The following is a 26,205-nucleotide window of genomic DNA, read 5'->3' as shown; positions in this document are numbered from 1 at the left end:
CAACCATGTCCAGCAACGTCATCGCGGTGTACCCCGGCACTTTCGACCCCTTGACGCTCGGCCACGAAGATGTGGTGCGACGAGCGACGCAGCTGTTCTCCAAGGTCATCGTCGCGGTGGCCGCGGGCCATCACAAGAAGGCGCTGTTCACGCTCCAGGAGCGCATGGACATGGCGCGCCAGGCGGTGGTTCCCTTCAGCGACCAGGTCACGGTGGAGAGCTTTTCGGGCCTGCTGCGCGACTTCGTCGTGGCGCGCGGCGGCAAGGCCATGGTGCGCGGCCTGCGCGCCGTGACCGACTTCGACTACGAGTTCCAGCTCGCCGGCATGAACCGCTCGCTGATGCCCGAGGTCGAGACCGTGTTCCTCACGCCCAGCGACAAATACCAGTTCATCTCCAGCACCTTCGTGCGCGAGATCGCGATGCTCGGCGGCGAGGTCGACAAGTTCGTCTCGCCCAACGTGCAGGACAGCCTGCTGGCCAAGGTTCGCAGCCTGGGCCGCGAATGAGCGCGGGGCCGCGCCTGCACGCTTTGGGCGACGCGGCATTGCTGTGCGAGCTGCCGGCGCCCGCGACGCTGGCGCAGCAGCAGCAGATCTGGGCACTGGCGAACGAGGCCTTGCAGTGGCGCGGCGTGCGCGAGGTACTGCCGGGCATGAACAACCTGAGCCTGCTCTTCGATCCCGAAGAGGTCGATGCGGCCGAGCTCGAGATGCAGGTGCTGTCGGCCTGGCCGCAGCTCGCGGGCATGGCGATCGAAGGGCGGGAGATCCGCATCCCGGTCGCCTATGGCGGCGAGGCCGGCCCCGACCTGGCCGAGGTGGCGGCCCACACCGGGCTCGCGCCGGCCGAGGTGGTGCGGCGCCACAGCGAGGCCGAGTACGTGGTCTACCTGCTGGGCTTCCTGCCGGGCTTCGGCTTCCTGGGCGGGCTGCCGCCGGAGCTGGCGACCCCGCGGCGCGCCGAACCCCGGGTTGCGGTGCCGGCCCGCTCGGTCGGCATCGGCGGCGCGCAGACCGGCATCTATCCGCTGGTCTCCCCGGGCGGCTGGCAACTGATCGGCCGCACCCCGCTCGAGCTCTTCGATCCGCGCGCCGCCGAGCCCACCCTGCTGCGCCCGGGCGACCGCGTGCACTTCGTCGTCGAAAGCGCCGAGCTGTGAGGGCCGAGGGCGCTCTCACGGTCTTGCGTCCCGGCTTGCTGGCTTCCGTGCAGGACCTGGGCCGTTACGGGCACCGGCAGCAAGGCATCTGCCCGGGCGGCGCGCTCGACGCGCTCGGGCTCACGCTCGCGAATCGGTTGGTGGGCAACTGTGACAACGCGGCCGGCCTCGAGCTCACCCTGGGCGGGTGCGAGATCCGCTTCGAGGCGCCCACCCGCATCGCGCTGGCCGGCGATGACTTCGGCGCGCGGCTCGACGGTGCGCCGCTGTGGCCCTGCTGGAGCCTTCCGGTGCAGCCGGGCCAGGTGCTGCGGCTCGGACCCGCGAACGAATGGAGCGCGAAGGCGGGCCTGCGCAGCTGGCTCGCCGTGGCCGGCGGCATCGACGTGCCGCCAGTCATCGGCTCGCGCAGCACCGATCTCAAGGCCGGCTTCGGCGGCCACCTGGGCCGCGCGCTCAAGAAGGGCGATCGCCTGCCCCTGGGCGTGCCGAGCCTCGATGCGGCGCGCCTGGCGCGGCGCGCCTTCGGCCTGCGCGCGCCCGCCTGGGAGCAGGACGAGCACGGCGCCGTCGTCCTGCGCGTCATGCCCGGCCCCGAGTTCGAGCAGTTCACGCTCGCCGCGCGCGAACAGCTGTGGGGCGCAGCCTGGCGCGTCACGCCGCAGAGCAATCGCATGGGCAACCGCCTCGAGGGCCCCGAGCTCAAGCGCAAGCGCAATGCCGACATGCTGTCCTCGGCCGTGATCCCCGGCACGATCCAGGTGCCGCCCTCGGGGCAGCCGATCATCCTGATGGGCGATGCCCAGACCACCGGCGGCTATCCGCGCATCGGCGTGGTGATCCGCGCCGATCTCTGGAAGCTCGCACGGGCGCCGCTCAACGGTCGCCTGCGCCTGGCGGAAGTCGATGCCGCAACCGCCCTGCAGGCCTGGGCCGAACAGCGGCACTACCTCGCGCAGCTCGGGCAATCCCTGGCGGCTGCGGGCTGGCCGCTGCCGGCGCACAATCCGGCCGAAGGAGAAAGCCACCATGCGGATTGACCTCAATGCCGACCTCGGCGAAGGCTGCGACAACGACGAGGCGCTGCTCAAGCTCGTGAGCTCGGCCAACATCGCCTGCGGCTGGCATGCGGGCGATGCGAAGACCATGCGCCAGTGCGTGCGCTGGGCCCTCGACAACGGCGTCGCGATCGGCGCGCATCCCAGCTTCCCGGACCGCGAGAACTTCGGCCGCAGCGAGATGCAGTTGCCGCCCGAGGAGGTCGTCGCGGGCGTGCTCTACCAGGTCGGCGCGCTGGCCGCCATCGTCAAGGCCGAGGGCGGCACGCTGGCGCATGTCAAGCCGCACGGCGCGCTCTACAACCAGGCGGTGAAGGAACCGGCGCTGGCCGAGGCCCTGTGCGAGGCCGTGCGGCGCTTCGACCCCGGCCTGCGCTTCTTCGGCCTCGCCGGCAGCGGGATGATCGGCGCCGCCGAACGCGCGGGCCTGAAGCCGGTCGAGGAGGTGTTCGCCGACCGCGGCTACATGCCCGACGGCAGCCTGGTGCCGCGCAGCCGGCCCGGCGCGCTGATCGAGGACGAAGAGCAGTCGCTGGCGCAGACGCTGTCGCTGGTGCGCGATCACCGCGTGACCGCGATCGACGGCACGGTGGTGAAGGTCAACGCGCAGACCGTCTGCCTGCATGGCGACGGCGCGCATGCCTTGGCCTTTGCGCGCCGCATCCGCGAGCGCCTCGAGAGTGAAGGCATCACGGTCGCCGCGACGGCTTGAGAAGCTGAGCACGCCTGTCGTGAACGTGCTGCTGACGGGCTTCGAGCCCTTCGACAAGGAAGCGCTCAATCCCTCATGGGAAGCAGTGAGCGCGCTCGAAGGCTGGCGCTGCGAAGGCGCCGTGGTGCATGCACGCCGCATCCCCTGCGTCTTCGGCGCCGCGCTACGCGAGCTCGATGCGGCCATCGACGAGCTGCAACCGCAACTGGTGATCGGCATCGGCCAGGCCGGCGGGCGCAGCGAGGTCACGCCCGAGCGCGTGGCGATCAACGTCGATGATGGCCGCATCTGCGACAACGCGGGCTGCCAGCCCATCGACGTGCCGGTGGTCGCTGGCGCGCCGGCGGCTTATTTCTCCACGCTGCCGATCAAGGCCATGGTGCGCGACCTGCGCGCGGGCGGCATTCCTGCCGCGGTGTCGAACAGCGCCGGCACCTTCGTGTGCAACCATCTCTTCTTCGGCCTCATGCACCGCATCGTGACGCGGCCGGTGGCAGCGGGCGTGCGCGGCGGGTTCATCCACATTCCCTACCTGCCCGAACAGGCGGCGCTCCTACCCGGCGTGCCGAGCATGGCGCTCGACACCGTGATCGCCGCGCTGCGCATCGCAGTCGCCACGGCGCTCGTGGTGCGCGAGGATGTGCGCGAGACCGGCGGCCAGTTGAGCTAACGCGACTGCAGCTGCCGCTGCAGCCACGGCATCAGCGCGGCGTTGACCTCTGCAGGCTTCTCCATGGTCAGCATGTGGCCGCAGGTCTGGATCCACACCAGCTCGGCCTGTGGCACCAGTTCTGCAATCTCCTGCGAGCATTCGGGCGGCGTCAGGCGATCGCCGTCGCCGCAGATCACGAGCACCGGACAGCGCAGCGACGCGAGCGACGGACGCTGATCGGGCCGCTCCATCAGCGCGCGGTTCTGCCTGATGAGCTGCTGCGCGCCCGCATCGAGCACCAGCTCCACGTAGCGCCGCACCAGTGCCGCGTCGCTCGCCTGTTCGGGATGGAAGGCGAAGCCCGCATTGAACTGGATCACGTCGCGCGCCTCGCCGTGCTCGAAGAGCTCGATCGCCGAGGTGCGCAGCTCGTACATCTCGGGCGTCTCGGGCCGCGGGTTGGTGCCCAGCAGCGCGAGGCCCGCGATGCGCTCGGGCGCCTGGCGTGCGGCCTCCATCGCGATCATGCCGCCCATCGAGGCGCCGCAGAGGATCAGCGGGCCTTCATGCTCGCTCAGCACGGCCGCGGCCATGGCCTCGATGCGCGCGTGGCGCATGTGCGCGTCGCTCACGCGGACGTCGATACCGGGGGGCAGGGCGGGCAGCTGGGCTTCCCAGAGGCGCTCGTCGCAGGCGAGGCCGGGCAACAGGACTAGACGGGGCATGTGGCGATTCTCTGCGATCCACGTGCCGCCGCCGCCCTGACATGTATTGCGAGGACAATAGCCTCACTCCATGCCCACCGAACTCATCCTGATCCGCCACGGCGAAACCGACTGGAATCGCGAGCTGCGCTTCCAGGGCCACATCGACGTTCCCCTCAACGACACCGGCCACGAGCAGGCACGCCGGCTCGGCCTGCGACTCGCGCGTGAATCGGTCCAGTTCCTTGTCAGCAGCGACCTCCTGCGCGCGCAGCAGACGGCGGCGCCGGCTGCGCAGCAGCTCGGGCTCGACATCGTCGGCTCGGTGGAGCTGCGCGAGCAGAACTTCGGCGTCGTCGAAGGCATGAATGCCGACGAGATCCAGCGCCTGCACCCGCGCGCCTGGGAAGACTGGCTCAAGTTCAACGAGGACCATCGCATGCCCGAGGGCGAGTCGCCGCGCGAGTTTCATGCACGCGTCATCGAAGCGCTGGGCCGCATCGCGGCCGCGCACCAGCAGCAGACCGTGATGGTGGTGACCCACGGCGGCGTGCTCGACATGGTCTGGCGCACGGTGAAGGGCCTGGGCCTCAACGGACCGCGCCAGAGCGCGATTCCCAATGCAGGCTTCAACCGCATCCGCATCGCCGACGCCGCGAGGCCTGCGCAGATCGAGATCATCGACTGGGCCGACACGGCGCACCTTGACGGCCTGCCGGCACAGCCCAGCTACGACCAGGGGCGGCACCTGCGCAAGTCATGAGCCGCGGTCGGCGGCGCAGCCCTCGCGCTGGAGCACCGGCAGCAGCTGCGGCGCCATCGACTTCAGCAGCTGCACCGGCAGCGCACTGGTGAAGCGGTAGCGCGCCGCGTGCGGCTCGCGCACATAGGCCACGAGCGTGCCGAAGTAGCGGTCGCCGAGCGTGAAGACGAAGGTGGCCGTGCGTTCGACCTTGCGCTCGGCGATCACACGTCCGCCGCGTCCGATCACCTGGAAGCGGTGGTCGCCGGTGCCGGTCTTGCCGGCGATCTCGATGGGCCGCCCCTTCGCATCCCGGACTGCATCCTTGAGACGGCGTGCGGTCCCGTTGTTCACCACGTCGAGCAGCGCGCGATGCGCGACCTGCGCGACCTCCGGCGCCAGCAGTTGCTGCGATGCCGCGCCGCGCTGCTCCAGCCGCGTCTCGTAAGGCATGTCGCGCGCGAAGTGCAGCGCGCTCACGCGCTGCTGCGGCAGCCGCCGGCCGTCGTTGGCCAGGATGCCCATCAGCTCGGCCAGCGCCGCCGGCCGGTCGCCCGAGGCGCCGATCGCGCTGGCGTACGAGGGCGTCAGCGAGGCGAAGGGATAGCCCAAGCGCTGCCATGAGCGATGGATCTGGGCGAAAGCGTCGCGCTCGATCAACTCGCGGATGCGCCGATCCTGCGCATTCTTGTGGCGCGTCCTGAAGAGCCAGGCGTAGGCGTCCTGCCGTACCTGCACGCTCGCGTCCAGCGCCTCGGTCAGCGTCGCGCCGGGGTGGCGCCGCAGGTAGCCGACCACCCAGAGCTCCAGCGGATGCACGCGCGCCACGTAGCCGCGATCGGCCAGCGAGAGGCCCGCGTAGGTCTTGTGCATCGTGCGCAGCGCGCGCGGCGAGCTGGCCCCGCGTCCCAGGCGCTGCGTGAGCAGTTCGTCGAGCTGCGCCTCGCTGGCCTGGGGCTCGAGCGTGAACAGCACGCTCGCGAGGCGAGGCGCCGAGGGGCGCACGCCCTTCAGCAGCAGCGCTTCGGCCTCGGCCGGCGACTTGCCCGCGTACTTCCGGTGGAAGCGCGTCAGATAGGCCGAGCCCTCGCGGTCGGCGAAGAGCACCAGCATCTCCCGCCGGCCCGGGTCGGAAGGGTCTTCCAGCATGCTGCGCCCGACGGCCTCGTCGCCGTACATCCGGTGGCGCACGATGTCGCGCATCACGCGGATGAACACCAGGTTGACCGAGTGCCTGAAGGCTTCCTGCACCGTCATCGGCCCGCCGCGCGTGCGATCGAAATTGCTGAAGCTGTGCAGGCCGCCGCCGGTGAAGAAGGCCTCTCCCGCGCCCGCCGAGTAGCGGCGCTGCATGGCCGCCTCCAGCATCGCAGCGAGGCTGCGGTCCCGGGTGCGCAGCAGGTAGTCGCGCGCCCAGGTGCCCAGCGGATCGCGCTTGCTCGGCATCCATGCGGCGATGGCGGATGCATCGCGCCCGGCCCAGCGCTCGTGCAGCTCGGCGACGAGCTCGAGGTAGCTCACCAGCGTGCGCAGCTTGGCGGTGGAGCCGAGGTCCAGACGCGCGCCCTGGTTCACGTCGAAGGGCTGGTCGATGTTGTCGGCCTGGATGCGCGGCAGGTTGGCGTGCGCGCCGCGCTCGTACAGCGTGAAGCTGTAGACCAGGTGGCGCGGGTCGTTGCCCGGGTCGAGCAGGTGATGGCCGTACAGCCCCGCCGCCTTCGCGCCCGCGGGCGTGCGCAGTGCGGCCAGCGCCTGTGCCGCGATCGCTTGCGCCTCGCTGTCCATGCTGCCGTCCACCTCGAGGTCGAGGCGCTCGAGGTCGTAAGCACGCGACACGCCGAGCAGGGCGGACACTTCGCCGCGCATGGCGCTCAAGCCCTTGCGCTCGACGAAGTCGGGCCGCGGCGTCGCGGGCCGTCCGGCCTGGCGCTGCAGGGAGACTTGCAGCGCCGCATCGCGCAGGGAGGGCGCGATCACGCCCGCCTCGGCCATCAGCCGCAGGTAGCTGTCGGTGAGCCGGGCCAGGCTCTCGCCGTTGTCCAGCAGGTGCTGCGAGGGCCGGCGCTGCGCGATCATCAGCGACAGCGCCTGCTTGAAGGCCTCGGCCTGGCGCCGCAGCACCTCGTCGGACGGCGGGGCTCCCTCGGCGTTGTCGGACAGCAGGCGGTTGACCTCGCGCACGTCGCGCCCGTACCAGGCCCACAGGCCGTCGCCGAGTCCGTGCACCTCGCCGAATCCCGGCCGTGCGGCCAGCGGCACGGTGTCGAGGTAGTCGACCACCACCTGGCGCCGCCGCGCCTGCGTGTCCTCGCCTTCCTGGTAGGCGCGCAGCGAGGCCGACGCCATCTGGCGCAGCTTGTCGCCGATCGACACGGTGCGGCCCTGGGGCGAGTGGCGGTACTTCTCGATCTGGGTGGCCAGCGTGCTGCCGCCGGAAGCCGATTGCCGTGCGCCGACCGCCCGGTGCAGCTGCTCCAGCGTCGCCTTCGCGAAGCGCTCCGGGTCGACCGCGGGATTGCGTTGGGCCGGCTGCGCGTCCAGCAGATGGCGGTCCTCGACGAAGAGCAGCGCGTCCACCAGCAGCGGCGGGACCTCCTCGAAGCGCTCGTACACGCGCTCGGGCACGCGCGTTTGCGAGAGGGTGCGGGCGCGGCAGTCGCGTACCGTCAGGCCGGCCTGGTTCTTCTCGCGGTAGGGGCCATAGAGGCCGTGTTCGTGCAGCTCGATCAGCCGCGGCGACATGCGGGCCTGCTGCGTCACCTCGTAGCCGCGGGCCTGCAGGCGCTCGATGAACTCAGGCAGCTGGCGGTAGCCGAGCCGCTCGTCGTAGGGCCCGGAATGCGGGAAGCGGATGGTGTCGCTGGGGCCGGGCTCCATGTTGAAGTGCGCATCGCGCCCCAAGTCGCGCCAAATGGCCGACTGCAGCCTCGAAGTCTTGAGCTCGTCCACGGTGGCGGCGACGAGCGCGGCCATCACGGCGAGCCCCGCACCGAGCCAGAAGACCGTCTTGAGCCTTGCCACGACCTGCCTCGCTGTGTGCCCGTACCGGGGTTCTTCAGCCCGGATGATGCTCCTTTCGCGGGCTGTTTGGGAGGAACGTGGGGGGAACGGGCAGCCAGGAACCCGCAGCACCGTGCAAGGCTCAAAGCAGAACCGGCCTTCCCGCCGGCAGGAGGTATGAACCATGTTCCAAGTGAAACATTGGCAAGACCCTGTGAATGGGGCGCTGGGTGCCTGGCTGCTTCTTTCGCCCTGGATCCTGGGCTACAACAGCGAGGCGGCCGCGATGCCCAATGCGGTGATCGTCGGCGTCGCGCTGATCGCTGCCGCGCTCGGCGCCATGCTGCTTCCCCGCGCTTGGGAGGAGTGGACCGAAGCGGCGCTCGGCCTGTGGCTGATGGCGTCGCCCTGGGTGTTGCGCTTCAACGGCAACGCCGACGCCATGCTCACCGCGGTCGTCACGGGCCTGGTGGTGTTGGTGCTGGCGGCGTGGACGCTGTTGACCGACGAGGAATACAGCCGCTGGTGGCACCGCGCCGCGCACTGAGCGCGGTCCGGGGTTCTAGGCGGGGCGCTTGGCCAGCAGCGCCCACACGCCTGCGGCCGAGAGCAGCGAGCCGCCCGCCAGGTGGAAGCGCCGCTGCGCGCGCGGCGAGCTCAGCAGGCGCCGCGCCGCGGGCAGCGAACACCGCATAGAGCGTGGCGTTGAGCGTCGCCATCGCCACGAAGGTGAGGGCGAAGATCCAGAGCTGGCGCGAGACGTCCTCGCCCGGCCGGATGAACTGCGGCAGGAAGGCCGCGAAGAACACGATGCCCTTGGGGTTGAGGGCCGTCACCAGCCAGGTGTTGGCGAACAGCCGCCAGCGGCACGTTGGCGCGGCGGCCGTGCGCCATCGAGTAGCTGATGACGGTGAGGATGGTCGGCTCGGGAATGATCAGCAGCACCGCGGACGCGGCGACGAAGGCAAGCCAGATTTCAATGGACACGGGATGGACTCCTCGGGAGATCAGGGGTTGGTGGCATTGGACACCACCAGTTGCGGCAGTCGCAGTGCCGCATGGACGGCGTCGGCCTGGCGCCGCAGGCGCAGCGACTCCGGCTGGGCGTTGACCTGCTGCTGCAGAAGGCCCTGGGCGCTCGCCAGCGCCGCGGAGGTGCCGCTGGCGATCAGTGCATCGAGGTACAGCTGCTCGAAGAGGTCGCGCTGCGCATGGCTGCCGCCGATCTCCACCAGGCGCGGCAGCGCCAGGCCCAGCCCTTCGATGGCGCCGGCGGCGTCGCCGCGCGCGTGGGCCAGCAGGCCGCGCGCAGCCGGCACGGCGACGCGCTGCCAGGCGGCCCGCGTCGAAGGCGGGGCCTGCGGCGCGAAGGCCTCGATGTTGCGAAGCAGGCGCTCGGCCTCGGGCCGGCCGGCGCGCGCCAGGCCGTAGAGGTACTGCAGGTCGAGGAAGGGCAGCACGTGGTCGTCGAGCCGCTGCGCCAGGTAGCCGGCCAACGCCTGCCAGCGCTCGCCGGCGTCGATGCCCGCAAGCTCGAGGCGCGCCAGCAACGACACGGCGCCGATCTGGTCTTGCGAGTAGTCCTTGACCACGCCCCACACCTGCTCGTCGAAGACCGCGAGTGCTTCCGCGTCGCGGCCCAGGTCGATCAGGAACAGCGCCACGTGCCACCAGTTGTGGGTGACCATGAAGGAGTTGAGGCCGACCCAGGTGTCGCTCACGCCCCGCATGAAGTCCAGGCCCTCGGCGAGCCGGCCCTCGGTCAGCATCACGTGGCCGAGCGCATGGTGGGCCCAGGGCTCCTTGCGCTCCATCGCGATGGCACGGCGCGCGCTGGCCTCGGCCTCGCGCATCCGATGGCATTGCTCGTAGCCGAAGGCCGCCATGCCGTGCAGGTAGGGCACGTCGGCGGCGGCAGGCAGCGCCGCCAGCGCGAGCCGCAGCATGCCGGGGCAGTCGCCGATGTTGAAGCAGTGGTACTGGCCCAGCTTGAGAGAGGCCAGGTCGCGCGGATGCTCGAAGGCCTGCTCGTGATGCAGGGCGATCGCACGGGCGATGTCGCCCTCGGCCCAGGCCGCGATGGCCTCGATGTAGCGCTGCTCGCGCGGGCTGGCTTGCGAGGCGCCGGCCTGCGCGCGTTCGATGAAGGGGCGCGCGTTGGCGGCGGCATCGCGCGACTCGGCGAACAGGTGCAGCGTCGCGCAGTAGGCCTGTACGAGGGGGCTGTCGTCCTCCGCCGCCGCGAGCACGTCGGCGGCCCGCGCTTCGCAGGCGATGAAGCCCTCGACGAAGTCGTTGACCGCGCGCTGGCTGGCAGGGTCGGTCAGGGTGATCGGGTTGCCCAGGCTGTCTTGCATGGGCGCATTTTGCCTAGACCCCAGCCTGCTGGTGGCGGTACTCCTGCGTGAGCCCGCCGTAGCCATAGGCTGCGGCGCGCGCGTCGATCAGATGCACGTACGAGACCTCGTGGAGGTTCTTCCGCAGCGCCGCCATCGCGCCGTAGACCTCGCGCAGGTAGCGCGCCTTCTCCGCCTTGGTGTTGGTCTCGTCGGTGATGCTGATGTCCAGGTGGCAGGCCGACTTGCCGAGCTCGGCCAGCGACCGGCCGCCGATGAACCAGGCGTCGTCCGCGATGTACTGCACGGTGATGGCGATCACCGGCAGCTTCTTGTCCAGGACGCTCTGGGTCAGCTCGGCGACGGTGTCGACCACGCGGCGGGTGAGCTGCGCGTCGGGCTGGCCGGAGAGGTGAATCACGATATGGGGCATGGCGCTTTCCTTTCGAATCGGTGAGGACTCATTGTGGAAAGTTGAAGTCCATCGGAAAAGCGGGAAGATATGATGGATATCATCGGCTTATCGGATGGATGGATAGAGCCATGCAGACCTTCGACCTTGAGCAGCTCAGAACTTTCGTCGCCGTCGTCGAGGCGGGCAGCCTCACCGCGGCCGCGCCGCAGGTGTTCTTGTCGCAATCCGCCGTCAGCGAGCAGATGCGCAAGCTCGAGGAGCGCGTCGGCCAGTCTCTGCTGACGCGCAGCAAGGCCGGCGTGGCGCCCACCGTCGCCGGCACGCGGCTTCTGGGGCATGCGCAACGCCTGCTGGCGCTCGCGGACGAGGCGCTGCGCGACCTGCGCGGCGAAACGCTGCAGGGCGAGCTTCGCCTGGCGGTGACCGACTATTTCAGGCCGGGCGAACTCGCGCGGCTGCTGGGACGCCTCGGCGAGCGCTACCCGCAGGTGCGGCTGCACGTGAGCGTCATGAAGAGCGGCGCGATCGAGGCGGGCTATGCGCAGGGGCAGTTCGACGTGGGCCTGTCGATGCGCATCGCGGGCCAAGGCGACTCTGCCTCATCGAAAGCGCCGGCGCTGCGCCGCGAATCGCTGGCCTGGATGGGGGCGACCGGCCTGCGCCCGGTGCGTGGCGAGCCGCTGCGGCTGCTGGTCCTGCCCGACACCTGCTCGCTGCACCAGTTCACGGTCAAGCTGCTGAAGCAGCGGCGCGTGCCCTTCACCGTGGCGCATGTCGCGTCGGGCGTGGCGGGACTTCAGTCGGCCTTGGCCGCGGGACTGGGCGTGGCCTGCCTCAACGAATCCTCCCTGTGCGAGGGCGTGGCGCGCCTGGCACTGCCGCACGGGCTGCCTGCGCTGCCGCGCGTGGCCTTCCAGTTCCTGCCGCCGCGGCGCGGCGAGTCGGCGTTCGTGACGCGCGCGCGCGAGCTGCTGGCCTCGCAGCTCGTTTGAGCTGCGAGACGCGCTTCAGGCGCCGGGCGGCTGCGGCCAGGGCCGTTGCGGCCCGCGGATCAGCTCGAAGGCGCGCGAGACCTTCAGCACGCCCAGGTCGTCGAAGCGATGGCCCGCGATCTGCAGGCCGATCGGCAGGCCTGAGCGGCTGTAGCCGCAATTGATCGACGCCGCCGGCTGCTCCGACATGTTGAAGGGCACGGTGAAGCCGATGTGCTCCAGCGGCCGCAGGGGATCGTTGGTGGGCGAGGGCAGCTCGGCGTCCGACGGCAGGTTGGGCGCGGTGGGCGAGATCACGTAGTCGACCTTCGCGCAGGCCGACACGGCCGCCACGCGCGTCGCGTGGAACTGGCTGAAGGCCCGGAACACATGCTCGCCGCCGAAGCCGGATGCGCTCTCGGCCCATGCGCGGATGTAGGGCAGCACCTTGGCACGCCGCTCGGCCGGGAGGGCATTGATGTCCACCAGCGAGCGCATGCGCCAGAGGTGGTCCATGCCGTCGAGCATGGCCTGCGACATGAAGGGCTGCAGGATCTCGACGAGGGCGCCGGCTCGCTCGAACAGGCGGGCCGCCTCCTCGACGGCCGCACGGATCTCGGCGTCGACCGCCAGGCCGCAGCCCGCGTCGAGCAGCAGGCCGATGCGCAGGCCGCGCAGATGCTCCGCGCCGACGTCGAAGGACGACCAGGCGATGTCCTGCGCCGGCAGACTCATGCTGTCGCGCGCGTCGGGTTGGGCCAGCACCTGCATCATGAGTGCGGCATCGGCGACGCTGCGTGTCATCGGACCGGCGGCGCGGCCCATGTAGGGCGGGTCGATCGGGATGCGGCCCAGGCTGGGCTTGAGCGTGAAGATGCCGCACCAGCTGGCCGGCAGCCTGAGCGAGCCGCCGATGTCGGTGCCGATGTGCAGCGGGCCGTAGCCGGCCGCCGCGGCGGCGCCGGCGCCGGCGCTCGAACCACCCGGCGTCTTCGTCAGGTCCCAGGGATTGCGCGCCAGCGTGTGGAAGCTCGAGAGGCCGGAGGACAGCATGCCGTAGTCGGGCATGGTGGTCTTCGAGACGATCACCGCGCCCGCTTCCTTCAGCCGCGCGGCCGGCGGTGCGTCGGCGGCGGCCGGTCGAAGCTCGACCGCGGCCGTACCGGCCGGCATCGGGTCGCCGCGGGTGGCGATGTTCTCCTTGATCGTGGTGGGCACACCGTCGAGCAGGCCCAGCGGCTCGCCGCGGCGCCAGCGCGCCTCGGAGGCGCGTGCCTGCTCGAGCGCGGCCTCGGGACGCAGAAGCCAGGTGGCCTGCAGCTTCGGTTCCCAGCGCGCGATGTGGTCGAGCACCGCCCGCGTGACCTCGACCGGCGAGAGGCTGGCGTCGCGGTAGGCGTCGAGCAGCTCCCGTGCCGACAGGTCATGTAGCGCCTTGCTCACGACCAGGACAGCGCCGCAAGGTCGTTGACGAAGATCGGGCTTTCCTTCCACAGCCCCTTGACGCCCTTCCTGGCGACGCTGGGAAATTGGGGCTGGTAGAGGAATCCGTTCGCTGCGTCGGTGGCCAGCAGCTTCTGCGCATCCCCCAGGAGCTTGTTGCGCTCGGCCGCGTTGGCGGTGGTCTTGATCCTGGCGTAGAGCGCCGTGAACTCCTTGGAGTCGTAGCCCCAGTAGTAGTCCGGCTTGGCATAGTTGCCCAGATCGAAGGGCTCGACGTGCGACACGATGGTGAGGTCGTAGTCGTGTGCGCCACCGTAGGTGTTGCTGAGCCATTGCGCCCATTCGACGTTCTGGATCTTCACGTTGATGCCGATCTTGGCAAGCTCGGCCGCGATCACTTCGCCGCCTTGGCGCGCATAGGGCGGCGGCGGCAGCGTCATCGTGAGTTCGAGCGGCGTTTTCACGCCCGCTTCAACCAGCAGTTTCTTGGCCTTCTCGACGTCGTAGGGGTTGATGGCGGTGGTATCCACATAGCCGGGCGCGCCGGGCACGTAGTGGCTGCCGATGGGCGTGCCGAAGCCGTCTGCGGCGCCCTCGATCACGGCCTTGCGGTCGATCGCGGCGAGGATGGCGCGGCGCACGCGCACGTCGTTCAGCGGCTTTTTCTTGCTGTTGATCGCCAGGATGGTCTTGGCGCGCGAGCCGCCCTGGATGACCTGGAACTGCGGATTGTTCTTGAACTGCGCAACCGCGCGCGTGCCGATGGGCTTGAACACGTCGACATCGCCCGCCATCAGCGCTGCCGCCTGCGCGGCGGTGTCGGAAATGAATCGGAAAGTGACGCGCCGGAGCTTGGCCTCGCCCGGATTGCGATAGCCGTCCCACTTGCTCACGACGACCGAGGAGCCCTTGGCCCAGCTGTCGAGTTTGTACGGGCCGGTGCCGACGGGCTTCGTGGCATTGGTGTCCACGCTCTTCGGCTCGACGATGATGGCGGTCGCCTGGCCCAGCAGGAAGGGCAGGTCCGGATCGATCTCCTTGTTGATCAGCACCACCGTGTTGTCGTCGACCACCTGCGTGCTCAGGTTGGCAAAAGTGCGCTTGTCCTTGTTCGTGCTCTTCTCGGCGCCGGCGCGATCGAACGAGAACTTGACCGCCTGCGCGTTGAACGGCTCGCCATTCTGGAACTTCACGCCGCGGCGCAGCTTGAAGGTGTAGGTCTTGAGGTCGGGCGAGACCTCCCAGCTCTCGGCCAGGAGCGGCGTCACCTTGCCATCGGCGTTGATCTTCGTCAGCGTCTCGTAGATGTTGTAGTGGGTGATTTCAGCGATGGCGGACGCCGCGCCGGTGGTCGGGTCCAGGCCTGGCGGCTCGAGCGTCATGCCGATCACCAGCGCGTCCTTGCGGCCCTGGGCCAGCGCCGCCTGCGGCAGGGCGAGCGGCACGGTGACGAGTGCGGCGGTGGTCAGGAGGGTGCGGCGTTTCAACATGGTCGAGGCTCCAGGCAAAAAGCTGAGAAGGGGAAATACGACGTTACATCATGCGTGGGTGACGCGTGCTCGGGGGAAGCACCTGCTCAGGCCAGCGCCGTGGGCTCGGCGCGCGGCACGGCCGCGAGCAGGGCCTGCGTGTACGGGTGCTGCGCATGCGCGAACAACTGCTGCGGCGCGCCGCGCTCGACGACCAGGCCGCGGTGCAGCACGCAGACCTCGTCGCACAGGTGGTTCACCACCGCGAGGTCGTGGCTGATCAGCAGGTAGCTGATGCCGAACTTCTGCTGCAGCTCCTGCATCAGGTTCAGCACCTGCGCCTGCACCGAGACGTCGAGCGCGCTCACCGGCTCGTCGGCCACGATGAGCTTCGGACGCGTGATCAGCGCACGGGCGATCGCGATGCGCTGGCGCTGGCCGCCGGAGAACTCGTGCGGGTATTTGTCGAGGTCGCCGCTGCGCAGGCCCACGGCTGCCAGCGACTCGCCGGCGCGCTCGCGCTGCTCGGCGCGGGTGGTCTCGGCCAGCGCTTCCAGCGGCTCGGCGACGATGCGCGCCACGGTCTGGCGCGGGTCCAGCGAGCCGTAGGGGTCCTGGAACACCATCTGCACGTCGCGGCGCGCGGCGCGCAGCTCGTGCCTGGGCAGGGCATGGAGGTTGCGGCCGAGGAGCTTCACCGTGCCGGCCGTCGGCGTGTCGAGCGCCATCACCAGGCGGGCGATGGTCGACTTGCCTGAGCCCGACTCGCCGACGATGCCCATGCTGCGCCCGGGCTGCAGGCAGAAGCTCACGCCGTTGAGCGCCTTGACCGTGGGCGGCGGGCCGAAGAGGCGCTCGCGCGGCAGGTCGTAGTGGCGCACCAGGTCGTCGACTTCGAGAAGCAAGCTCATGCGGGCGCTCCCTCCGCGATCACCTCGCCGAGGCGGATGCAACGCACCTCGTGCCCGTGCGGCATGGGCGTGGGCGGCGGCCGCGTTGCGTGGCAGTCGTCGATGGTGAAGCGGCAGCGTCCGGCGAAGGGGCAGCCGCCCGGCAGGTCGACCAGATCGGGCACGCTGCCGCGGATGGTGGACAGCTTCTGCCCGCGCGGCGCGCCGAGCGCTGGGCGGGCGGCGAACAGCCCCTGGGTGTAAGGGTGGGCGCGCTCGGCGAAGACGGCCGTCGTGGGCCCGCTCTCGACCACGCTGCCGCCATACATCACCAGCATCTTCGAGACGTTCTGCGCAATCACGCCCAGGTCGTGCGAGATCAGGATCAGCGCCATGCCGCGCTCGTCCACCAGGCCCTGGATCAGCTCGAGGATCTGCTTCTGGATGGTCACGTCGAGCGCGGTGGTGGGCTCGTCGGCGATCAGCAGGTCGGGCCCGCAGGCCAGCGCCATCGCGATGCCGATGCGCTGGCGCTGCCCGCCCGAGAACTGGTGGGGGTAGGCATCGAGGCGCGAGGCCGCGTCGGGGATGCCAACGCGCTCCAGCAGGGCGAGCGCCTCCTTGCGGGCTTCGGCGCGCGACAGGCCGCGATGCAGCCGCAGCGGCTCGCCGACCTGGCGCGCAATGGTGTGGACCGGGTTCAGCGCCGTCATCGGCTCCTGGAAGATCATGCCGATGCGGTTGCCGCGGATCTCGCACATCGCGCGCTCGGGCAGGCCGACGAGCTCGGTGCCGTCGAAGCGGATGCTGCCCGTGACCTTGGCGGTGGAAGGCAGCAGGCCCATCAGCGACTGCACCGTGATCGACTTGCCGCAGCCCGACTCGCCGACGATGCCGAGCGTCTCGCCGCGCTCGAGCGTGAAGCCGATGCCGCGCACCGCCTCCGCGGGGCCGCGCTGCGTCTGCAGCTGGACATGGAGATCGTCGACTTCGAGCAGGGTCATGGAGGGCGAGGGGTCAGCGGGCGCGCGCGAGGCGTGGGTCGAGCAGGTCGCGCAGGCCGTCGCCGAGCAGGTTGAGGCCGAGCACGGCGAGCGCGATCGCCATGCCCGGGAACACGGCGAGCAAGGGGGCCTGGAACATCATGGTCTGGGCCTCGCTGAGCATGCGGCCCCACGAAGGCTGGGGGGGCTGCGTGCCGAGCCCCAGGTAGGAGAGGGCGGCCTCGGCGAGGATCGCGATCGCGAAGCGGATGGTGGACTGCACGATCAGCACCGCCGAGATGTTGGGCAGCACGTGCTGCATCGTGATCGCGAAGGCCCCTTTGCCGCAGGCGCGCGCTGCGGCCACATATTCGCGCGACCAGATGGCGTTGGCCGAGGCCCGCGTGATACGCGCGAAGGTCGGGATGTTGTAGATGCCGATCGCGATGATCGCGTTGACGATGCCGGCACCGAACACGGCCGTCATCATGATGGCCGAGAGAATGGCGGGGAAGGCCATCGAGAAATCGGCGAAGCGCATGATGGCTTCTTCCACCCAGCCGCGCCGCGCGGCAGCCAGCAGGCCCAGCGCCGTGCCCACCACCAGGCCGATGCCGACCGCGATCACGCCGACCAGGATGGACGCACGCGCGCCCACCAGCAGCAGCGAGGCCACGTCGCGGCCGAAGGTGTCGGTGCCCAGCCAGTGCGAAGCGGTCGGCGGCTTGAGCTTGTCGGCCATGTTCATCTCGTAGGGCGACCAGGGCGTCCAGACCAGGGAGACGGTGGCGGCGAGGACCAGCAGCAGCGTGAGCACGCCGCCGATGACGAAGCTGCGGTGATGCAGGGCGCGACGCCAGAAGCCGGGCACCTTGAAGGCTGCCGCGCTGGGCACGGTGCTGGGAACGGCGCTCATATGTCGGAGGCCTTGATGCGAGGGTCGATGACCGCATAGAGCACATCGACCACGAAGTTGACGATGACGACCATCGCCGCCAGCAGCATCACGCAGTTGCGCACCACGATCAGGTCGCGGTTGCTGATGGCCTGGAAGATCAGACGGCCGAGGCCCGGCAGGTAGAACACGTTCTCCACGACGATGGTGCCGGCCAGCAGCTCGGAGAACTGCATGCCCATGACGGTGATCACCGGGATCAGCGCGTTGCGCAGCACGTGGGTCCACAGCACGGCGCGCTGCGAGACGCCCTTGGCGCGCGCGGTGCGGACGAAGTCCTCGCGCATCACCTCCAGCACCGCCGAGCGGGTGATGCGCGCCAGGATCGCGGCCTGCACCACCGCGAGCGAGAGGGCGGGCAGCAGCAGCGCCTTGAGCCCGGCGAGCACGCCGTCGTCCCAGCCCTCGAAGCCGCCGGCCGAGAACCACTGCAGCTGCACCGAGAAGACGAGGATCAGCAGGATGGCGAACCAGAAGTTGGGGATGGCGATGCCCACCTGCGTCAGTCCCATCAGGCCGACGTCGCCCAGCTTGTTGTGGCGCGCCGCGGCGGTCACGCCCACGAGCAGCGCGAGTACGGTGGTGAGGGCCATCGCGAGCAGGGCCAGGGGCACGGTCAGGGCGAGCCGCTCGAGGATCAGCTCGACCACCGGGGTGCTGTAGGCGTAGCTGTCGCCGAGCTTGCCGGTGAGCAGGCCGCCGATCCAGTGCCAGTAGCGGGTCCAGGCCGGCTGGTCCAGGCCCAGCTTGGTGGCCAAGGCCGCCACGGCGTCGGGCGAGGCATCGGGGCCCATGAGCATCTGCGCGGCATTGCCGGGCAGGATCTCGAGCACGAGGAAGACGATGACGGAGGCGCCGATCAGCGTGGCGATCAGCGTCACGAAGCGCTTGAACAGGAAGAGGCTCATGGGGCGGTGCGCAGCATAACCCGACAGACGCAACGACCATGCCCGGGCACTGTTGACCCAACGTTCGGCGCTTCGCTTCCTCACTGCCCCCAGAGGGGGCTTCGGCCGCCTTGGGGCGGCCCGGCGGCGGATGCCGTTGTCCCCCACGTTCGGCGCTTCGCGTCCTCACTGCCCCCAGAGGGGGCTTCGGCCGCCTTGGGGCGGCCCGGCGGCGGCCGACGGATAATGCGCCCCATGGCCCTCATGATCACCGACGAATGCATCAACTGCGACGTCTGCGAGCCCGAGTGCCCCAACGATGCGATCTACATGGGCGAGGAGATCTACGAGATCGACCCGCACAAGTGCACCGAATGCGTGGGCCACTTCGACGAGCCGCAGTGCGTGCAGGTTTGTCCCGTGGCTTGCATTCCCAAGAATCCGGCCCACGTCGAATCCCAAGAGACCCTGTGGCAGAAGTTCGAGCGGCTGACTGCGGCCAAGGCGGCCGGCGCTGAAGGCAAGCCGCCCGCGGCCGCGCAGGCCTAGCTTTTCTCTGCGCTGCGGCGACCGGCTTTCTCGGCCTTCTCCGCCTTCTTCTTCGCCGTGGCCACCGGGTCGTGGGCGCTGAAGTAATCGGGCTCCTTCTTGCCCTTCTTCTTTTTCTTCGCGTTGTCGGTCTCCGGCTTGGGCGCCGCAGGCCTGCTGTCGATGAGCGCGGGCTGGCGGCCGGCCTGGGCCTTTTCCTGGCGCAGGCGCTCGCGTTCCAGCCGGTCGCCGGCGGCGAGGGCCTCGCGGGTCGTGCGATCCGCGTCCCGCTTTTGATCGGCATCGCGCGCATCATCGAGGGCGAGCGGCTTGCCGTCCGGACAAGGCCGGTCGGAGTAGGTATTGCCGCAGCGCCAGGCGGCGCTGCCGGCCTCCGCTGCAGGCGAGGCCCACAACGCGCAGGCCGCCATCGCCAGGATGGCGATGTTGGATGTCGAGTTCTTCATTCTTCTTTCTCTCCCTTTCGCTTTGGGGGTTGCGCTCAGGCCGGAGCGGGCGGTTCGCCTTCGCCCGGCTCGCGCCGCGGCGGTTTGGGGCGCGGCGGCTTGCTCGTGTGGATGAGCAGGGTCGCCTTGTCCATTTCGCCGGCGACCAAGGCCGGGAAGGCGTGCAGCGTGCGGGCGATCGCGTCCTCGATCGCCTCGCGCTGTTCTTTCAGGGGTTTCTTCAGTACCCAGCCGATCACCTCGGACTTCACGCCCGGATGGCCGATGCCCAGGCGCAGCCGCCAGTAGTCGTCGGTGCCCAGCTGCGCATGAATGTCGCGCAGCCCGTTGTGCCCGGCATGGCTGCCGCCGCGCTTGAGCTTGGCCTGGCCCGGCACCACGTCGAGCTCGTCGTGCACCACCAGGATCTCGTGGGGCTCGATCTTGAAGAAGCGGGCCAGCGCGGCTACCGACTTGCCCGAGAGGTTCATGAAGGTCTGCGGCTCGAGCAGCCACACCGGCTGGCCACCCACCTGCATGCGGGCCACCAGCCCGTGGTAGCTGCGCTCCGGCACCAGCGTGAGCTTGCGCTCGCGCGCCAGCGCGTCGATCCACCAGAAGCCCGCGTTGTGCCGCGTGGCTTCGTACTCGGGACCGGGATTGCCGAGGCCGACGAACAACTTGATCATGGGGCGGGATTATCGGGTCGCCGCTCGCCAAAATAAAACGGCCCGCGCGAGGCGGGCCGGGTGGCGAAGCAGGCGCGGGGCGCGATTACTTCTTCTTGGCGGGCGCCTTGGCGGGCGCCTTAGCGTCCGTCTTGGCGGCGGCCGGGGCGCCTTCGGCGGCACCTTCCGCCGGCGCAGCTTCTTCAGCCACCAGCGGCGACACGGCCGAAACCACCACCGGGTTGCCCCTGCCGTGGCTGATGTACTTCAGGCCCTTGGGCAGCTTGATGTCGCTGACGTGCAGCGTTGCGTTCTTGGTCAGGCCGGTAAGGTCCACTTCGATGAACTCGGGCAGGTCAGCAGGCAGGCAGTTGACTTCGAGTTCGGTCATCACGTGGTTCACGAGGTTGTGGTCCAGCTTGACGGCAGTGGACTCTTCCTCGCCCTTGAAGTGCAGCGGCACCTTGACGGTCATGCGCGTGCGGGCATCGACGCGCTGGAAGTCCACGTGCTGCACCAGCGGGCGGAAAGGGTGGTACTGCACGTCGCGCAGGAGCACCTTGCTGGTGGCGCCGGCCAATTCCATCTCGAGGATGGACGAGTGGAAGGCTTCCTTCTTGAGGGCATGCCACAGCGCGTTGTGATCGAGCTCGATCAGCTGAGGCTGGCCATCACCCCCGTAGACGATACCGGGCGTCTTGCCCGAAATGCGGAGACGGCGGCTCGCACCCGTGCCCTGCTTGGCGCGCTCGTAAGCGACGAATTTCATGACTCACTCCTGTGGAAGTCGACCGCGACCAGTACGACTCCGGTTTCAAAAAGGGCGCCGCGGAGGGCGCCCGGCTTCTTGCTCAGGCCTGGAGAACTCTCAGAAGAGGTTCTCCTGGTCCGAGAACAAACTCATGACCGACTCGCCCTTGGCGATGCGCTGGATCGTCTCTGCGATCAGCGGCGCCACGGAGAGCTGGCGGATCTTGGTGCAGCCCGTTGCGCCGTCGTTGAGCGGGATCGTGTTGGTCACGACCACTTCGTCGAGCGCGCTGCCCTTGGCAATGCGCTCGATGGCGGGGCCCGAGAAGATCGGGTGCGTGCAATAGGCGTAGACCTTCTTGGCGCCGCGTTCCTTCAGCACCTCGGCTGCCTTCACCAGCGTACCGGCGGTGTCGATCATGTCATCCATGATCACGCAATTGCGGCCGTCGATCTCGCCGATCACGTGCATGACCTCGCTCACGTTGGCGCGAGGGCGGCGCTTGTCGATGATGGCGAGGTCGCAGTTGAGCTGCTTGGCCAGTGCGCGGGCGCGCACCACGCCGCCGACGTCGGGCGAGACCACGATCAGGTCTTCGTAGTTCTTCAGGCGCAGGTCGCCCAGCAGCACGGGCGAGGCGTAGATGTTGTCGACCGGGATGTCGAAGAAGCCCTGGATCTGGTCGGCGTGCAGGTCCATGGTCAGCACACGCGCCACGCCCACGGTTTCGAGCAGGTTGGCCACCACCTTGGCCGAGATCGGCACCCGGCTCGAGCGCGGACGGCGGTCCTGGCGCGCATAGCCGAAGTAGGGGATGACGGCACTGATGCGCTCGGCCGAGGCGCGCTTGAGCGCGTCGACCATGATGAGCAGCTCCATCAGGTTCTCGTTGGTCGGCGCGCAGGTGGACTGGACCACGAACACGTCGCGCGCACGCACGTTCTGATTGATCTCGACAGTGACTTCGCCGTCGGAGAAGCGGCCGACGCGGGCGGCACCCAGCGAGGTGCCCAGGTTCTGCGCGATCTCGGCGGCAAGGCCCGGGTTGGCATTGCCGGTGAAAACCATGAAATCAGGATGGTGAGCCTGCATGAGCGTCCCGGCAAAAAAGGAAATGGCCCGTTTGAGGGGCCGCCAATACTCTCGTGAATGTGAGGATTTGGCAGGGGAGAAAGGATTCGAACCTTTGCATGCTGGAATCAAAATCCAGTGCCTTAACCAGCTTGGCGACTCCCCTACACAGGTTGGCGGCCAGAAGCCACCCACCGATATATGTCGCATCAGACCACAAAAGCGCTCTGACCTTCTAGACCGCCCAACCCACCAGGGGATGGATGACCAGATTGCTGCACTTGCGAACCTGCCAGCCCAAAGGCGCACCGGCAAGTTCTACATCATGCGGCATTGCCGCGAACACCGAACTTCCCGAACCGGTCATGCGAGCCTGGAGTCCTTTGCGACCGAGCCAGGCAATGGCATCGGTGACGGCGGGACAGAGCCTCTCAGCAACCGGCTGCAGATCGTTGCGACCGAAGCCGAGACTCTTGATCTCGCCCCCGTCTTGTTCAGCGCATGCAGCAAAGCCAGAAATTATAGCAGCAGGCGTTGCGCGTTGAAGATCCGGCGCTGCAAAAATAAGACGGGTATCCAGCCCTTGGGGCGGCTTGACGACGGCGAAGCGCCCCGGCGGCAGGTCGATCGGCGTGATCTGCTCGCCGATGCCTTCTACCCAGGCGTTGCGCCCGTGGAGGAAAAAGGGCACGTCGGCGCCCAGCGCGAGGCCGATCTGCGCCAGTTCGGATAGCGGCAGGTCCAGGTTCCACAGGCGGTTGAGCGCCAGCAGGCAGGTGGCTGCGTCCGAGGAGCCGCCTCCCATGCCGGCCTGCGCCGGCACCTGCTTGGCGATGCCGATATGGGCGCCCTGCGTCGTTCCCGAAAAAGCCTGGAGCGCCTTCGCGGCGCGCAGCACGAGGTCATCGGACGGCAGGGGGGTCGTGAGGTCCTCGCGCGTGAGCCGGCCGTCGCTGCGCTTTTCCACATGCAGGGTGTCGCACCAATCGATCAGCATGAACACCGACTGCAGCAGGTGGTAGCCGTCCGCACGCCGGCCGGTGATGTGCAGGAAGAGATTGAGCTTGGCCGGCGCCGGAAGGTCGTAGAGCGCCTTCATGCGCGTTCGAAGACGATGCGCAGATCCGCCCGCGGCTGTGGCGAATCGCGCGTGGCCTGCAGCCGGCCGGCGCCGACCTGGGACAGGTCCGGCCGCCAGCCGGGCACCCGTTCTTCGCGGCCGGCCAGCCAGCCGAACAGTGCGCCGACCGGGATCACGGCGCCGGTGGCGGCTTCGATCAGCGCGTCGACCGACTCGAAGCGCCTCGTCTGGCTGCCGTTCTTCAGCAGGGCCTCGCCCGGCGCCCAGTGCAGCTGGGCCAGGGTGTTGCCGATCGGGCTCGTGAGGATGAGCTCGCCGGCCTGCGGGGCGCCGCGCAGCTCGAACAGGGCCGAGAAGGTCTGCACCGGCTCGCTGTCGACGCGCAGCGAAAGCCGCCCGCTCCAGGCCTCACCGGTGGCCGCGCCCGGCGGGCCTCCGGGGCTGGCGCAGCCTGCGGCCAGCAGCAGGCCGGCCCAGCCGGCACAGAGGGCAAGGCGACGCTTCAAAGCTTCACGCGCAGGCGCTTGAGCGTCTCCTGCAGCGTCTCGTTGTCCGCATCGGTCAGGAAGGCTTCCTTCCAGATCGACATGGCGCGATCGCGCTGGCCCTTGACCCAGAGCACCTCGCCCAGGTGCGCCCCGATCTCGGGGTCGGGCCTGCGCTTGTACGCGGCCTCGAGAATGCGTATAGCCTCGTCGGTGTTGCCGAGGCGGAACTCGACCCAGCCGAGGCTGTCGGCAATGAACGGGTCCTCCGGCGCCAACTGCACCGCCTTCTTGATCAGCGTTCGCGCCTCCTCGAGCCGGATCTTGCGATCGGCCAGCGAGTAACCGAGCGCGTTGTAGGCGTTCTGGTTGTCGGGCTTGAGCTCGATCAGGCGGCGCAGCAGGCGCTCCATTTCGTCGAGGCGGTTCAGCTTCTCGGCCACCATCGCCTTGTCGTAGATCAGGTCCGTGTCCTCGGGCTTGGCCGAGCTGGCCTGCGCCAGCATGTCGTAGGCGGCCTGGTACTGCTTGGCGTCGCGCAGCAGCTGGACTTCGGCCATGAACTTCTGCTTCTTGTCGTCCTCCGTGCGCTCGGGCAGGGCCCGGACCAGCTCCCGGGCCTGGGGCAACTTGCCCTGGCGGGCCAGCAGCGCCGCACGCCGCGTTTGCGCGCCCACCAAGTCTTCGGTGCTGTCGACGCGCGACAGCCAGTGCTCGGCGCCCACGAAGTCCTTGCGACGTTCCGCCAGCTGCGCCAGCAGCAGGAAGGCCTGGGTCTGGCCGCGGCTGCGCGCTTCGGCATCGGGCTGCGTGTCGGCCATCGCGACATAGCGCTTGAGCGAGCTTTCGGCTGCCGCATCCTGCCGTGCCTGGGTCTGCAGGCTGCCCAGCAGCAGCCAGGGCTCGGGCAATTCGGGGCGTGCCGCGGTCAGCGCGGCGAGTTCCGCGCTCGCATCGGTGTAGCGGCGGCCTTCCACCAGCACGCGCGCGTAGGCGATGCGCATCTCGGGCAGGACCTTGGGGCCGGCGAGGTAGCGCTTGACCAGTGCTTCGGCCTCGGGCTGGGCGGGGTCCACCAATTCGAGGGCCAGCATGGCAGGGCCATCGGCGGAGGGGTCGATCTCCTGGCCTTTCCGCGCGGCTTCCAGCGCCCCGGCTGCGTCGCCCGCCGCCAGCCGCAGGCGGCCCACGGTGGCCCAGGCTGCGCCGCCGGTGGCTGGGCTCTTGAGGTCGTCCGCCAGCGCCTGTTCGACGACCGAAACGGCAAGCTTCTTGTCGGTGGCCCGGGCGTAGTTGCGCGCGATGATGGCCATCAGGAAGGGCCGCTCCACCTGGGGCGTGGACGCCAGTTCGGCCTTGAGCGGCTCGACGGTTTCGGAAATGCGGTTCAGGGCGATCAGGATCTGCAGCTCGAAGCGACGCGCATCGCGCGACTGGGGCAGGCTTTCCTTCCAGGCGCGCGACGCGGCCAGGGCGGCATCGCCGGAACGCGCCTGGAGCGCGATTTCCACGGCACGCTGGAACAGCTTGGGGTCGCGCGAGCGGCGTGCGGCATCCAGCACCAGCGCATAGCCCGAACCGGGGTCGCCGGAGCGCGCCGTCAGCTCGCCCATCAGCACTTCGTAGAAGAGCTCGGCCGTCATCGCCGAGGGCTGCGCTTTCTCCTCGCGCGGGATGGAGGCCGCAGCGGTCGTCACGGGCGGTGCTGCCGGTTCGATGAGGGGCGCGGGGCTGGTCGGTGCTGCGGGGGCGGGCGTGTTGGGCTGCGCTTGCGCAGCCAGGGAAACAAGGGCCAAGAGCGCGGCCGCCGCAAGGCGGGATCGGCGGAGCGAGGGGATCATCGAGCCATAATAATCCAAGGTTTTCGAGCGATGGCCGCGCGGGGCTTCGATCTCGCCTTGTTTTCGTGTCAGCCTTCCTCCATGCCTGAACTACCCGAAGTCGAAGTTACGCGGCGCGGTTTCGCCGAGCGCATCGCGGGTGCGCGCATCGAAGCGGTGCGGCTCGGCAAGCCGCTGCGCTGGGCCCTGTCAGTGGAGCCCGCGGTGCTGGTGGGTCGCACGGTGCGCGCCGTGCGCAGGCGCGGCAAATATCTTCTGGTCGACATGGACGCGGGCCTGTTGCTGATGCACCTGGGCATGTCCGGCAGCCTGCGCTTCGACACCCTGCTGCCCGCGCCGGGCGTCCACGATCATTTCGACATGGTGACCAGCCTCGGCACCTTGCGCCTCAACGATCCGCGGCGTTTCGGCGCAGTGGTGTACGTGGAGGACGAGACCTCGCCCCTGGCGATCAAGCTGCTGGGCGGCCTGGGGATGGAGCCGCTGGAAGCGTCCTTCGATGCCGATCGCTTCCTTGCGGGCCTCAGGCGCCGCAAGGCGCCGATCAAGCAGGTGTTGCTGGCCGGCGACGTGGTGGTGGGCGTCGGCAACATTTACGCCTCCGAGGCGCTGTTCCTGGCCGGCATTCGTCCGAGCCTCTCCGCTTCCCGCATCAGCCGTCCGCGCGCGCTGCGGCTGCACGCGGCAGTGCGGGAGATTCTCGCCAGAGCGGTCGAGCGCGGCGGCAGCACGCTGCGCGATTTCTCCAATGTCGACGGGCAAAGTGGCTACTTCCAGCTGGAGGCGACCGTCTACGGCCGCGCCGGCGAGCCTTGCCGGGTGTGCGGCACCCCGGTGCGGCAGGTGCGCCAGGGGCAGCGCTCGACTTATTTTTGCCCGACGTGCCAAAAGTACTGAAAGCCCGGCAGACTACTGCCACGCCAGCGCCATGTGGGTGCTAATATTTTGTAAGCAA

At 69.3% G+C, this 26,205-nt stretch carries 27 protein-coding genes, 1 tRNA gene and 1 pseudogene; 10 read left to right on the top strand and 19 right to left on the bottom strand.

The features are described from left to right. Positions 1-5 precede the first annotated feature (5 nt). Genes coaD through pcp form a run of 5 tightly spaced genes read left to right on the top strand, consistent with a single transcriptional unit; the run spans position 6 to position 3,602 of the window. The gene (coaD, locus tag AC3A6X_RS03775) at positions 6-509 is read left to right on the top strand and encodes a pantetheine-phosphate adenylyltransferase (RefSeq protein ID WP_487840864.1); all 504 of its coding nucleotides are present in this window, start codon (positions 6-8) and stop codon (positions 507-509) included. Then, a complete protein-coding gene (gene pxpB, locus AC3A6X_RS03770; RefSeq protein WP_487840863.1) occupies positions 506-1,162 on the top strand; it encodes a 5-oxoprolinase subunit PxpB in 657 nt (218 codons plus the stop codon). The genes coaD and pxpB overlap by 4 nt, the downstream gene beginning before the upstream one ends. Then, a complete protein-coding gene (locus tag AC3A6X_RS03765) occupies positions 1,159-2,202 on the top strand; it encodes a 5-oxoprolinase subunit C family protein (protein ID WP_487840862.1) in 1,044 nt (347 codons plus the stop codon). Before pxpB ends, AC3A6X_RS03765 begins: the two co-directional genes overlap by 4 nt. Next, positions 2,192-2,932, top strand: a complete 741-nt coding sequence (gene pxpA / locus AC3A6X_RS03760) for a 5-oxoprolinase subunit PxpA (RefSeq protein ID WP_106557472.1) — start codon at positions 2,192-2,194, stop codon at positions 2,930-2,932. Before AC3A6X_RS03765 ends, pxpA begins: the two co-directional genes overlap by 11 nt. Before the next feature lie 19 nt (positions 2,933-2,951). Next, positions 2,952-3,602: a pyroglutamyl-peptidase I gene (pcp, locus tag AC3A6X_RS03755; RefSeq protein WP_487840861.1), complete on the top strand. Its 651-nt coding sequence runs from the start codon at positions 2,952-2,954 to the stop codon at positions 3,600-3,602. On the opposite strand, the gene AC3A6X_RS03750 is transcribed toward pcp, so the two are convergent. Next, positions 3,599-4,309 (bottom strand): alpha/beta fold hydrolase, encoded by a 711-nt coding sequence (locus AC3A6X_RS03750; protein WP_487840860.1) that lies wholly within the window; start codon positions 4,307-4,309, stop codon positions 3,599-3,601. The two genes, pcp and AC3A6X_RS03750, sit on opposite strands and share 4 nt — an antisense overlap. A 70-nt stretch (positions 4,310-4,379) precedes the next feature. Here AC3A6X_RS03750 and AC3A6X_RS03745 point away from each other — a divergent pair, with 70 nt between their 5' ends. Beyond that, entirely contained in the window at positions 4,380-5,051 is a 672-nt protein-coding gene (locus tag AC3A6X_RS03745; protein ID WP_487840859.1) for a histidine phosphatase family protein, read from the top strand. Here the strand turns inward: AC3A6X_RS03745 and AC3A6X_RS03740 are convergent. Then, positions 5,046-8,051, bottom strand: coding sequence for a transglycosylase domain-containing protein (locus AC3A6X_RS03740; RefSeq protein WP_487840858.1), 3,006 nt, complete (start codon positions 8,049-8,051; stop codon positions 5,046-5,048). The two genes, AC3A6X_RS03745 and AC3A6X_RS03740, sit on opposite strands and share 6 nt — an antisense overlap. 163 nt (positions 8,052-8,214) lie before the next feature. On the opposite strand from AC3A6X_RS03740, the gene AC3A6X_RS03735 reads away from it, so the two are divergent. Beyond that, entirely contained in the window at positions 8,215-8,577 is a 363-nt protein-coding gene (locus tag AC3A6X_RS03735) for an SPW repeat protein (RefSeq protein WP_487840857.1), read from the top strand. Between the two features lie 15 nt (positions 8,578-8,592). On the opposite strand, the pseudogene AC3A6X_RS03730 reads toward AC3A6X_RS03735, so the two are convergent. The 3 genes and pseudogenes from AC3A6X_RS03730 to AC3A6X_RS03720 all read right to left on the bottom strand — a co-directional run bounded on the left by AC3A6X_RS03730 (position 8,593) and on the right by AC3A6X_RS03720 (position 10,799). Beyond that, a pseudogene (locus tag AC3A6X_RS03730) lies at positions 8,593-9,017 on the bottom strand (LysE family translocator). A 20-nt stretch (positions 9,018-9,037) separates the two neighbouring features. Next, positions 9,038-10,387: a tetratricopeptide repeat protein gene (locus AC3A6X_RS03725; RefSeq protein ID WP_487840856.1), complete on the bottom strand. Its 1,350-nt coding sequence runs from the start codon at positions 10,385-10,387 to the stop codon at positions 9,038-9,040. A 13-nt stretch (positions 10,388-10,400) separates the two neighbouring features. Then, positions 10,401-10,799 (bottom strand): tautomerase family protein, encoded by a 399-nt coding sequence (locus AC3A6X_RS03720; protein ID WP_487840855.1) that lies wholly within the window; start codon positions 10,797-10,799, stop codon positions 10,401-10,403. 110 nt (positions 10,800-10,909) lie between these two features. Here AC3A6X_RS03720 and AC3A6X_RS03715 point away from each other — a divergent pair, with 110 nt between their 5' ends. Further along, positions 10,910-11,773, top strand: coding sequence for a LysR family transcriptional regulator (locus AC3A6X_RS03715; RefSeq protein ID WP_487840854.1), 864 nt, complete (start codon positions 10,910-10,912; stop codon positions 11,771-11,773). Between the two features lie 15 nt (positions 11,774-11,788). On the opposite strand, the gene AC3A6X_RS03710 is transcribed toward AC3A6X_RS03715, so the two are convergent. From AC3A6X_RS03710 to AC3A6X_RS03685, 6 genes are all read right to left on the bottom strand, one after another. Then, entirely contained in the window at positions 11,789-13,195 is a 1,407-nt protein-coding gene (locus tag AC3A6X_RS03710) for an amidase (protein WP_487840853.1), read from the bottom strand. Then, on the bottom strand, positions 13,192-14,685 hold the full coding sequence (locus AC3A6X_RS03705; RefSeq protein WP_487840852.1) for an ABC transporter substrate-binding protein: 1,494 nt from the start codon (positions 14,683-14,685) through the stop codon (positions 13,192-13,194). Before AC3A6X_RS03705 ends, AC3A6X_RS03710 begins: the two co-directional genes overlap by 4 nt. Positions 14,686-14,771: 86 nt before the next feature. After that, positions 14,772-15,575 (bottom strand): ATP-binding cassette domain-containing protein, encoded by an 804-nt coding sequence (locus AC3A6X_RS03700; RefSeq protein ID WP_487840851.1) that lies wholly within the window; start codon positions 15,573-15,575, stop codon positions 14,772-14,774. Then, positions 15,572-16,558 carry an ABC transporter ATP-binding protein gene (locus AC3A6X_RS03695; protein ID WP_487840850.1) on the bottom strand — a complete coding sequence of 329 codons (987 nt, stop codon included), beginning with the start codon at positions 16,556-16,558 and terminating at the stop codon, positions 15,572-15,574. The genes AC3A6X_RS03700 and AC3A6X_RS03695 overlap by 4 nt, the downstream gene beginning before the upstream one ends. Before the next feature lie 13 nt (positions 16,559-16,571). Then, positions 16,572-17,453 (bottom strand): ABC transporter permease, encoded by an 882-nt coding sequence (locus tag AC3A6X_RS03690; protein WP_487840849.1) that lies wholly within the window; start codon positions 17,451-17,453, stop codon positions 16,572-16,574. Continuing rightward, complete coding sequence (locus tag AC3A6X_RS03685; protein WP_487840848.1) at positions 17,450-18,400, bottom strand: ABC transporter permease; 951 nt, start codon at positions 18,398-18,400, stop codon at positions 17,450-17,452. Before AC3A6X_RS03685 ends, AC3A6X_RS03690 begins: the two co-directional genes overlap by 4 nt. A gap of 234 nt (positions 18,401-18,634) precedes the next feature. On the opposite strand from AC3A6X_RS03685, the gene AC3A6X_RS03680 reads away from it, so the two are divergent. Then, positions 18,635-18,928: a YfhL family 4Fe-4S dicluster ferredoxin gene (locus AC3A6X_RS03680; protein ID WP_309968009.1), complete on the top strand. Its 294-nt coding sequence runs from the start codon at positions 18,635-18,637 to the stop codon at positions 18,926-18,928. On the opposite strand, the gene AC3A6X_RS03675 is transcribed toward AC3A6X_RS03680, so the two are convergent. The 8 genes from AC3A6X_RS03675 to AC3A6X_RS03640 form a co-directional block, all read right to left on the bottom strand. Further along, positions 18,925-19,374 carry a hypothetical protein gene (locus tag AC3A6X_RS03675; protein WP_487840847.1) on the bottom strand — a complete coding sequence of 150 codons (450 nt, stop codon included), beginning with the start codon at positions 19,372-19,374 and terminating at the stop codon, positions 18,925-18,927. The genes AC3A6X_RS03680 and AC3A6X_RS03675 overlap by 4 nt on opposite strands. Before the next feature lie 35 nt (positions 19,375-19,409). Then, the gene (gene pth, locus AC3A6X_RS03670) at positions 19,410-20,042 is read right to left on the bottom strand and encodes an aminoacyl-tRNA hydrolase (RefSeq protein ID WP_487840846.1); all 633 of its coding nucleotides are present in this window, start codon (positions 20,040-20,042) and stop codon (positions 19,410-19,412) included. Positions 20,043-20,127: 85 nt separating this feature from the next. Beyond that, a complete protein-coding gene (locus AC3A6X_RS03665) occupies positions 20,128-20,790 on the bottom strand; it encodes a 50S ribosomal protein L25/general stress protein Ctc (protein ID WP_309968000.1) in 663 nt (220 codons plus the stop codon). A 99-nt stretch (positions 20,791-20,889) separates the two neighbouring features. Then, positions 20,890-21,864 carry a ribose-phosphate pyrophosphokinase gene (locus tag AC3A6X_RS03660; RefSeq protein ID WP_487840845.1) on the bottom strand — a complete coding sequence of 325 codons (975 nt, stop codon included), beginning with the start codon at positions 21,862-21,864 and terminating at the stop codon, positions 20,890-20,892. A gap of 68 nt (positions 21,865-21,932) precedes the next feature. Next, a tRNA-Gln gene (locus AC3A6X_RS03655) sits at positions 21,933-22,009 on the bottom strand. Between the two features lie 69 nt (positions 22,010-22,078). Beyond that, entirely contained in the window at positions 22,079-22,942 is an 864-nt protein-coding gene (ispE, locus tag AC3A6X_RS03650; protein WP_487840844.1) for a 4-(cytidine 5'-diphospho)-2-C-methyl-D-erythritol kinase, read from the bottom strand. Further along, positions 22,939-23,430, bottom strand: coding sequence for a lipoprotein insertase outer membrane protein LolB (locus AC3A6X_RS03645; protein WP_309967994.1), 492 nt, complete (start codon positions 23,428-23,430; stop codon positions 22,939-22,941). Before AC3A6X_RS03645 ends, ispE begins: the two co-directional genes overlap by 4 nt. Then, entirely contained in the window at positions 23,427-25,250 is a 1,824-nt protein-coding gene (locus tag AC3A6X_RS03640; protein ID WP_487840843.1) for a tetratricopeptide repeat protein, read from the bottom strand. Before AC3A6X_RS03640 ends, AC3A6X_RS03645 begins: the two co-directional genes overlap by 4 nt. Positions 25,251-25,331: 81 nt before the next feature. Between AC3A6X_RS03640 and mutM the strand changes: the two genes are divergently transcribed. Continuing rightward, positions 25,332-26,147: a bifunctional DNA-formamidopyrimidine glycosylase/DNA-(apurinic or apyrimidinic site) lyase gene (mutM, locus tag AC3A6X_RS03635; protein WP_487841095.1), complete on the top strand. Its 816-nt coding sequence runs from the start codon at positions 25,332-25,334 to the stop codon at positions 26,145-26,147. The last annotated feature ends 58 nt before the right edge of the window (positions 26,148-26,205 follow it).

It is taken from the genome of Variovorax sp. Soil_C_12 (assembly GCF_057657375.1).
This window is presented reverse-complemented; position numbering and strand designations above follow the sequence as displayed.